The 6000-nt window shown below is 46.6% G+C and carries 4 protein-coding genes and 1 pseudogene; 2 read left to right on the forward strand and 3 right to left on the reverse strand.

Translation table 11 applies throughout. The annotated features are described in order from the left end of the window. Positions 1-482 precede the first annotated feature (482 nt). A complete protein-coding gene (locus QUB30_RS10530; RefSeq protein WP_333332909.1) occupies positions 483-1088 on the reverse strand; it encodes a 50S ribosomal protein L25/general stress protein Ctc in 606 nt (201 codons plus the stop codon). 199 nt (positions 1089-1287) lie between these two features. Continuing rightward, on the reverse strand, positions 1288-2616 hold the full coding sequence (locus QUB30_RS10535) for an adenylosuccinate synthase (RefSeq protein WP_333332912.1): 1329 nt from the start codon (positions 2614-2616) through the stop codon (positions 1288-1290). 255 nt (positions 2617-2871) lie between these two features. Between QUB30_RS10535 and QUB30_RS10540 the strand changes: the two genes are divergently transcribed. Continuing rightward, positions 2872-3909: an adenosine deaminase gene (locus tag QUB30_RS10540; RefSeq protein WP_333332914.1), complete on the forward strand. Its 1038-nt coding sequence runs from the start codon at positions 2872-2874 to the stop codon at positions 3907-3909. A 249-nt stretch (positions 3910-4158) separates the two neighbouring features. After that, the gene (locus tag QUB30_RS10545) at positions 4159-5463 is read left to right on the forward strand and encodes an aspartate aminotransferase family protein (protein WP_333332916.1); all 1305 of its coding nucleotides are present in this window, start codon (positions 4159-4161) and stop codon (positions 5461-5463) included. A 235-nt stretch (positions 5464-5698) separates the two neighbouring features. Here the strand turns inward: QUB30_RS10545 and QUB30_RS10550 are convergent. Then, positions 5699-6000: pseudogene (locus QUB30_RS10550) on the reverse strand (IS1 family transposase); the annotation flags it as partial.

Raw genomic sequence — 6000 nt, forward strand, 5'->3', positions numbered from 1 at the left:
ACACTAACAGTACCGGACTTGTTCCCCCAATTCTTAAATTTTGTGACTGCCGGTGCTATCGAGAAACCGGGTTTCTCGGCTGATTTTTTTGATTTGACTGCTAAATATGTAAGAATCAGCCCGGTTTCTGGCTGATTTGTGCGCCAGTCGCGACTTTTGTAGGTTCTGAACGATCGCAGGTTTTGTAAATAAAAGTAAAGCCCGCAGGTTCTTGCTTGTGGGATGGTTTCTTGTGGCCTGGGCAAGGGAGATTGCACCCTTTTCTATAGGCTTTTACCGGCGGGCTAGGAGCAACGGCCCACAAGAAGTAATTCACTCTTTGTGGAACAGGCCAGAAAGCCTGTTTTTGAGCAGGCAGGGTGAAAGATGTGCGATCGCGCTCAAACTAGAATAGCCTTTTTAGCAAAAAACGATCGCCCTTTTGGGAGAAAGCGATCGCCCTTTTTTTCCACAATTAGTTAACAACTATTAGTAATTACTAATTAAGCCGCTGCGGCTGCGTCTTCTTCTGCGTCTTCGGCTTCAGAACCTGCTTGAATTCCCAGCACGGTAACAACCACCTGATCTGGTTCGCCGAGAGCTACCACTCCCGCAGGCAAAACTAATTCGTTAATGTGCAGCGCATCCCCAACCTTTAAATTAGAAATATCTACTTCTATGGATTCAGGAATGCTGTCAGGTTTGCACTTAACTGCTAGTTGCGTCAGCACGGTATCCAAGATGCCGCCTTCTAACTTTACGCCGACAGCTTCGCCGACAAAATTCAGCGACACTCCAACTTCCAGGCTGTCTTGAGTGGCTACGGAGAAAAAGCTCAGGTGGTAAGGATAGCCCTTCCAAGGATGAACTTGAACTTCGCGCAGTAAGGTTTTTCCGCTCCAAGAGAGGTCGGGAATGCTGAGGTCAATTAGGGCATTGTTGACTACGTGCTTTTTGAGCAGGTGTTCAACTGTTTTGGCTTTAATGGTAAGAGAAATGGATTCAGAGCCTTTGTGGCCGTAGAGGACGGCGGGAATCAATCCAGAGCGGCGAAGGGCGTTAGGTTTGCTGCCTTCTGCCCGCTTTTGACATTCTACTGCGAGTTCCATTTTATGACTTTCTGTTGATTGTTTTCACATTTTATCAAATTTATGCTACAGCGAGCGAAGTTAATTAAATTCGCTGAAATTTTGATAAAAATTGGAAATTTGGAATTGGGAATTGGGATATTTTCCCAATCTCTGCCTCTCCAACTCTCCCAATCTCCCCCTCACTCTTTCCCAATCTAAAATCTAAAATCTAAAATGGTTAGGCTGGCGTACCGTCAGCAGAGAGCAAAGCGCGTTTCGGGCCGTGAATCGGATCTTCTACAATAATAGTTTGGTCGCGGCTCGCACCGAGAGAAACGATCGCGATCGGCACTTCCATCAAATCTGCCAAAAACTTCAGATAATTCAAAGCTTGCTGCGGCAAATCTTCCAAATTGCGGCACTCTTCCGTAGACTGCTTCCAACCGGGAAGGGTTTCGTAAATAGGTTTGCACCGAGCAAATATCCGGGAACTTTTGGGGAAATCAACACATTTTTCGCCGTCAATTTCGTAAGCAACGCAAACTTTAATTTCTTCTAATTCATCCAAAACATCTAGTTTGGTAATTGCCAGACAGTCAAGGCCGTTGATGCGGACTGCGTAGCGGCCGATTACTGCGTCGAACCAACCGCAGCGGCGTTTCCTGCCGGTTGTCGTGCCGAATTCGGCACCTCTCTGGCCCAAAATTTCGCCTATTCCATCTACCATTTCCGTAGGGAAGGGGCCTTCTCCGACGCGGGTTGTATAAGCTTTTGCTACGCCAATTACGCGATCGATCGCTGTCGGGCCGACTCCGGTTCCCACACAAGCCCCACCAGCGATGGGATTGCTCGAAGTAACGTAAGGATAAGTACCGTGATCTAAGTCTAATAAAGTGCCTTGCGCGCCTTCAAACAGAATATTTTTCCGCTTGTGAAGTCCCTCATAAATCTTCAGGGAACTATCAACTACGTGCGGCCGCAAACGTTCGGCATAAACTCGATATTCATCAATTACGTCTTGCGGATTTAAAGGCGGCAAATTGTAGAGTTTTTCGAGAAGGACATTTTTACAATTAATCGTCCATTCCAATTGTTCTTGCAACCCTTCCAAGTCCATTAAATCGAGCATCCGAATGCCAGTGCGTTCCGACTTGTCGGCGTAAGTAGGGCCGATGCCGCGTCCCGTCGTCCCGATTTTATAATTTCCCCGCTGCGTTTCCGATGCTACATCAATTAATCGATGATAGGGCATCGTTACGTGAGCAGTTTCCGAAATCATCAGCGAGGCCGTCGAAATATTCAGTGCCTCTAGCTGATCTAACTCTGCAATTAAAACTTTAGGGTCGATGACCGTACCGCAGCCGATGATACACTCTTTATCAGGGTAGAGAATCCCGGACGGAATTAAGTGCAGCTTGAAAGTCTGACCGTTTACTACCACGGTGTGACCGGCGTTGACGCCCCCTTGGTAGCGGACAACGATATCTGCGGATTTGCTGAGCAAATCGGTAATTTTGCCTTTTCCTTCATCGCCCCACTGGGCGCCGATCACAACTACGTTAGCCAAGGGTTTCTCGCGTTCAGTTCAGGTTGACACAATCTCCGATTATCTATGAATGCGTCCTAAATGTCAATCAATTTTAGATTTTAGATTTTGGATTTTAGATTTTAGAGGCTACGCCACGGATACATCGGTTCACAGGTCGATCGGATACACAAATGAGTGAGAGCCGATCCACAGACGAGTCCGGGAGCAACAGACCCCATTGTTTTCGGTCAAATTAATTTTTGTTAACATTGAGAAAATAGAGGCTTTGTTGCCATGAGTTTACACGCTGAGTTGCACCGCCATCTGGGTGGTTCTGTCGTTCCTAGGGTGCTGTGGCGGTATTTCGATCGCCACAATGCTGAGATGGTTAATCGATTTCAAGAATACTCGGAGTTTGAGGAGTTTTACACTCGTCCGCGCAATACTCTCAATGAGTATTTGGAACTGCACACGCTGGTAGAAAGCGTTCAAACTGTTGAGACGTTGCCTTATTTCATCTATCGGTTGATGCGGGGCGCTTACGTGTTTGAAAATCTGGCTTATTTGGAGTTGCGCTATACGCCTTATTTGCGGACTCCTGAACATTTGGATCAGTCACAACGCATTGATTTGATGGCAGAAATTGTACAGGTTGTGGGCAAGGCAAGTCAAATTAGCGATTGTCCGATTGTTACCAGCCAAATTTTGTGTATGCACTCGCGTTTACCCTATGAGGTGAATCGGGCGATCGTAGATTTGGCGGCGCAAATGGGAGAATATGTTTGTGCGATCGATATAGCTGGCGGCGATGATTGTATTGGCGAGCGTTTGGAGGAGTTTGTCGGATTGTACCAGTACGCGAGGTCGATCGGCATCAAAACTACCGGCCACCTCTACGAAACTACCTCTGGCTGTTATCCCGAACTTCTGCCCTATCTGATGCGTATCGGCCACGGGATTCAAATTCCGTTAAAATATCCCGAACTGCTGCCAGAAGTCGCGCGCAGGGGTCAATGCTTGGAAGTTTGCCCGACTACCTATCTCAAAACGGGGACGTTGCAAGATATGCGCGAATTGAAGGTTGTGTTCGATCAATGTTTTGAAGCTGGTGTGGATATTGCCATTTGCACCGACAACGCGGGATTGCACAACGTGCGGCTGCCTTTTGAGTACGAGAATTTGTTAACTTTGGATATCATTGATTTTCGGCAGTTGCAAGCGTGTCAAGAGGCCGCTTTCCGCCATGCTTTCGCGTGGCCCTACGGGGAGCGACCTGTGAAAATGCTGACGGGTTTGTTGCAGCCTGAGTCTGTCGGTGCGATCGTTAATTAAAGAATATCTATTTAATTAACCGCAAAGGCACGAAGGAATAGAAAGAAGAAGATAGGTAGATGTTTTCAGGTAAAGACTCTACTTGGAAATGATAAAAACCTCTTTCTTCTCTTCCTTCGCGCTCTTTGCGTCTTCGCGGTTCATTTAAAAGAGATGTTTGTAAACTTATAATAAGTGTCTGGCGAACTCCAATCGGTAGCAAGTTATAGTTTGAAGGCATAATCATCAATATAAAAAGATAAAAAAACGATGACAAATATGGACGCTTACTGGATGCCCTTCACTGCCAACCGACAGTTTAAAGCGAATCCGCGAATATTGGTTTCGGCAAAAGATATGCACTTTACAAGCGATGATAACCGCTCAATTTTAGATGGTACTGCGGGGCTGTGGTGCGTGAATGCAGGACACGCCCGCGAGACAATTGCCGAAGCAGTTAAACAGCAGGTTTTGCGTTTGGATTACTCTCCGGCTTTTCAGATGGGACATCCGGGCGCTTTTGAATTGGCGGAACGTTTGGTAAAGATGATTCCGGGCAATTTCGATCGCGTTTTCTTTACTAATTCGGGTTCGGAATCTGTTGAAACAGCGTTAAAAATTGCCATTGCTTATCACCGGGTAAAAGGTGAAGGAACTCGCCAACGATTAATCGGCAGGGAACGCGGCTATCACGGCGTTGGTTTTGGGGGAATTTCTGTCGGCGGTATCGGTACAAACCGCAAGTTTTTTGGCAGTTTGCTCACGGGAGTCGATCATTTGCCTCACACTCACAATCTCGAACACAATGCTTTCAGCCGCAAACAACCGGAATGGGGAGCGCATTTGGCGGATGAATTGGAGCGGATTGTCGCTTTGCACGATGCGTCGAATATTGCAGCGGTAATTGTCGAACCTGTGGCTGGTTCTACAGGTGTTTTGATTCCCCCGAAAGGTTATTTGGAGCGACTGCGGGCGATTTGCGACAAATACGGAATTCTGCTAATTTTTGATGAGGTAATTACCGGATTCGGGCGTTTAGGTTCCAGTTTTGCAACGGAATATTTTGGGGTGATTCCCGATATTGTGACTGCGGCGAAAGGGATAACTAACGGTACGGTGCCGATGGGGGCGGTGTTTGTCAAAGAAGGCATTTATGATGCTTTTATGAATGCTCCTGAAAATGCGATCGAGCTTTTTCACGGTTATACTTATTCGGGTCATCCTCTGGCTTGTGCGGCTGCTTTGGCGACGCTGGATATTTATGAGGAAGAAAGGCTGTTTGAACGAGCTGATAAGATGGCTGGTTATTGGGAAAATGCGGTGCATTCTTTGAAGGGGGTGCGGCACGTAATTGATGTTCGGAATCTGGGACTGGTGGCGGGTATTGAGTTGGAATCTATTGCTGGGAAGCCGGGGAAACGGGCTTTTGATTGTTTCTTGCAGTGCTATGAAAAAGGGTTGCTGATTCGGACGACGGGTGATATTATTGCTTTGTCGCCACCGCTGATTATTGAGAAGGAACATATCGATCGCATTGTGGAAATTTTGACAGGGGTTTTGCAGGAGATGGAGTAGGATTTAACGAACCGCGAAGGCGCGTTCGGCGAAGCCGTTCCCGGAGGGTAGGACGCGAAGGAAGAGCAAGAAGAAGATAGGTAGATGTTTTCAGGTAAAGACTCTAGTTGGAAAGGAGAAAAACCTCTCTCTTTTATTCCTTCGCGCTCTTTGCGTCTTCGCGGTTCGTTCAAATAATTAAAAAGCGGGCGTTGCTGAATAGAGGTATGATTTGTGCGGTCAAGGGATATTTTGGCTACCCGATTTGCCTCGTTTGAGCGCGATTGAAATGATACGATGGATAGGGAACCGGAACCTCCCAAAACTTAAGATAATGAATTACTAACCAAATAGAATGTTTAAGCATTTCTACCGACTTAGAATAGCACAGTGTCTTGCCATGAAGTCTGGCTTGCGTAATGTCGTAGTCGCGTATTCTCGCCCTCTACTCTGGTCATGTAAGTTTTACAGATAATTTGGCCTCCATCTGGGATAAACATGGGGTAAACAGGCCATCCATCTGTGATATAAAAGTAACATTTCCAATTGCCAACTAAT

Source organism: Microcoleus sp. BROC3 (assembly GCF_036702515.1).
Lineage (GTDB): Bacteria > Cyanobacteriota > Cyanobacteriia > Cyanobacteriales > Microcoleaceae > Microcoleus.